Annotated in this window: 3 protein-coding genes and 1 pseudogene; 3 read left to right on the plus strand and 1 reads right to left on the minus strand. The window is 78.4% G+C overall.

The window, feature by feature from the left end; all coding sequences use genetic code 11:
- From ABD308_RS36465 to ABD308_RS36475, 3 genes are all read left to right on the plus strand, one after another.
- A partial coding sequence (locus ABD308_RS36465) for a transaldolase family protein (RefSeq protein WP_344344516.1) occupies positions 1–574 on the plus strand: 574 nt, incomplete at its 5' end.
- Between the two features lie 155 nt (positions 575–729).
- Complete coding sequence (locus ABD308_RS36470) at positions 730–1,467, plus strand: GAF domain-containing protein (RefSeq protein ID WP_344344518.1); 738 nt, start codon at positions 730–732, stop codon at positions 1,465–1,467.
- A gap of 129 nt (positions 1,468–1,596) precedes the next feature.
- The gene (locus ABD308_RS36475; protein ID WP_344344520.1) at positions 1,597–2,664 is read left to right on the plus strand and encodes a PucR family transcriptional regulator; all 1,068 of its coding nucleotides are present in this window, start codon (positions 1,597–1,599) and stop codon (positions 2,662–2,664) included.
- A gap of 35 nt (positions 2,665–2,699) precedes the next feature.
- Here ABD308_RS36475 and ABD308_RS36480 read toward each other — a convergent pair.
- Positions 2,700–2,979, minus strand: a pseudogene (locus ABD308_RS36480) (IS701 family transposase); the annotation flags it as partial.

A 2,979-nucleotide genomic window follows, 5' to 3' on the forward strand; every position in this document is an offset into this window, starting at 1 on the left:
GGTGGCGCCCGCCCGCCCGCTGGCCGCGATCGCCTCGGTGGCCTCGCTGCCGGTCGGCCGGGTGGACCGGGAGATCGACCGGCGGCTCGCCGCGATCACCGGGCCGGACGCCGCGGCGCTGCGCGGCCGCACCGGCCAGGCGGCGGCGCGGCTGATGTACCGGGCGTACGAGGACCGGCTCGGCGACGGCCGCTGGCGCGCCCTGCGCGCCTCCGGGGCCCGCCCGCAGCGGCTGCTGTGGACCGACTCGGCGCTGGGCGGGGCCGCCGCGCAGGCCCGGTACGTGGCCGGGCTGGTGTCCTGGGGCACCGCGCACGCGATGACCCGGCCGGTGCTGGAGGCGGCGGCCCGAAGGCTCCGGCTGGAGGGCGACACCCTGCTGGGCCGGCAGGAGGCGGCCGGCGCGGTGCTCGACCGGCTGGCCCGGCTCGGCATCGACTACGACGCGGCGGCCCACCGACTGGAGGAGGAGAGCGTCCCCGGACTGGTCGAGCACTGGCGGCGCCTGCACGCCGCCGTCGAGGGCCGCCCGGCCGGCCGCGCCGGCGATCAGGAGCCGGCCCGACTGGGCTGACTGCGACGCACTTTGACGGGGCGTCACGAGCACCGCGCGGGGCCCTCACGCGTCCCCGGAGCCGTTCTTGACGGGACCAACCGCCCGCGCATACCTTCCGGTCAGCAGGCCGTCACGCACTCCTTCGTCCAGGAGGGCCTGAGAGAGGGAAGGTCATGACGCGACGGTCGGCCGACTCAATCGCGTTCAACGTCCTGGAGCTGCTGGCCAGCGAGGCGCCGGCCGCCGAGGTCGCGGAGCTGGTCGAGCAGGCCCGGCGCGGCTGCGAGTCCGCCCGGGAGCGGGAGGCGCTCTGCCGGATCGAGCAGCTCGGCCTGTCGATCCGCTCCCAGTCCCAGCGCCGCCGCCGGCGCGAGGCCGGGCTGGCCGCGCTCACCGACACCGCCCGCGACCTGGCCCTGCCGTACGAACTGGACAGCCTGCTGCGGGTGATCACCCGCCGGGCCCGGCTGCTGCTCGGCGCCGACGTGTCCTGTCTGGCCACCGCCGAGCCGGGCGGCGCGGACGCGGAGCCTGGGCCGGTGCGGATCCGCACCACCGACGGCCCCTGCTCGTCGCTGCGGGCCGGCCAGGGCGTCCCCGACGGCTTCGGCCTGGGCGGCTGCGTGCCGTCCGACCCGGGACCGTTCTGGACCCCGGACTACCTCGCCGACGAGCGGATCCGGCGCAGCCCGGTGGTCGACGCGACGATCCGCGCCGAGGGACTGCGCGCCGTGATGGCCGTCCCGCTCGGCCACCGCGCCCGCCCGTTCGGCACGCTGTACGTCGCCGAGCGCGCGGTGCGCTACTTCACCACCGACGAGATCTCGCTGATGGCCGCGCTCGGCGACCTCGCCGGGGTGGCGATCGAGAAGGCCCGGCTGCTGGAGCGGTCCGCCCGGCCGCCCGCCTGACCGCCGGGCCGGGCGGGCGGCGGCGAGGCGGACCCGTCCGGTGAACTCGCCGAGGNCCTGGCGCTCTCCGGCCGCGACCCGCGCGCCCTGGTCCGGGACGACGGCCGCCGGCTCGACCTGGGCCTGCGGGTGTACGCCAGCGACGGCACCGTGCTCGCCTCGGCCGGCGAGCTGCCCGAGCTCGACGAGCCGACCGTGGCGGCCACCGCCGTCGACACCCACGCGGCCGGCCGCCCGCTGCGGCTGGCCGGGCCGCTCTGGGCCGCCCCGGTCCGCGCCGGCTCCACCGACCTGGGCACCCTGCTCGCCCGCCCGTCCGGGCGGCGCGCCGAACTGGCCGCGGAGTCCTGCCGGAGCGTCGCGCAGGCGCTGGCGATCGCCCTGCTGCTGGAGGGCGAGCGGTCGGCCGCCCCGGCCCGCCCGGTCCGCGACGAGCTGCTCGACGAACTGCTCAGCACCCCCCAGCGCCCGCCCCAGCACCTGGCCGCGCGGGCCCGCCGGCTGGGCATCGACCTGTCCGCCGAGCACGTCCTGGTGGTCGCCCGGCCGGAGGGCGAGGCCCACGGGCGGACGGCGACCTGGGCGGGCCTGTACGCCCACCGGATGGGCGGCCTCAAGCGGGTGCACAACGGCCGGGCGGTGCTGCTGCTGCCGGGCGCCGACCCGGGCCGGGCCGCCCGGGCGGTCGCCGAGGAGCTCACCCCGCTGCTCGGCCTGCCGGTGACGGTCGGCGCGGCCGGGCCGGTCTGCGACCCGACCTCGGTGCTGCACGGCTACCGGGAGGCGCTGCGCTGCCTGGACGCGATGACCTCGCTGGGCGCCGTCGGCCGCGCCGCCTCGGCCCGCGAACTCGGCTTCGTGGGCGTCCTGCTGGCCGACAACCACGACATCGACGGGTTCATCGAGTCGGCCGTCGGGCCGGTCCTGGACTACGACCGGCTGCGGCTCACCGAGCTGAGCCGGACCCTGCAGGCCTGGTTCGAGACCGGCAACAGCCCGACCCACGCGGCGCAGCGGCTGCACGTCCACCCCAACACGGTGGCGCGGCGGCTGGAGCGGATCGGCGAGCTGCTCGGGCCGGACTGGCTGAAGCCCGAGCGCTCCTTCGAGATCCAGCTGGCGCTGAAGCTGTGCCGGGTGCGCCGGGTGCTGCTCGACCGCGACAGCCGTGACGGCCGTAGCGGTCCGGGCGCCTGACGCCCCGCACGCCGCCGGACCGTCACGGCCGGTCGTCACGGCCGGTCGTCGCCGCCGGCCAGCACCGCCACCGCGTGCGCCGCCGAGGCCAGCGTGATGTGCCGGTGCCAGCCGCCGAAGGAGCGCCCGGCGAAGTCCCGCACCCCGACCCGGTCGGCGGCCCGGGTGCAGTCCCGCTCCACCCGGTCGGCCAGCCGGACCAGCCGCACCAGCCTGGCCGGCGGCAGGTCCACCAGGTCGGTGAGCCACAGCTCGGCCGGCCAGCGCCCGCCGACCGGGCCCACCCAACCGGTGGCGGACGCGAGGCGGCCGTCG

Origin of the sequence: Kitasatospora putterlickiae (assembly GCF_039527695.1) — a bacterium.
In the GTDB taxonomy this organism is placed as follows: domain Bacteria; phylum Actinomycetota; class Actinomycetes; order Streptomycetales; family Streptomycetaceae; genus Kitasatospora; species Kitasatospora putterlickiae.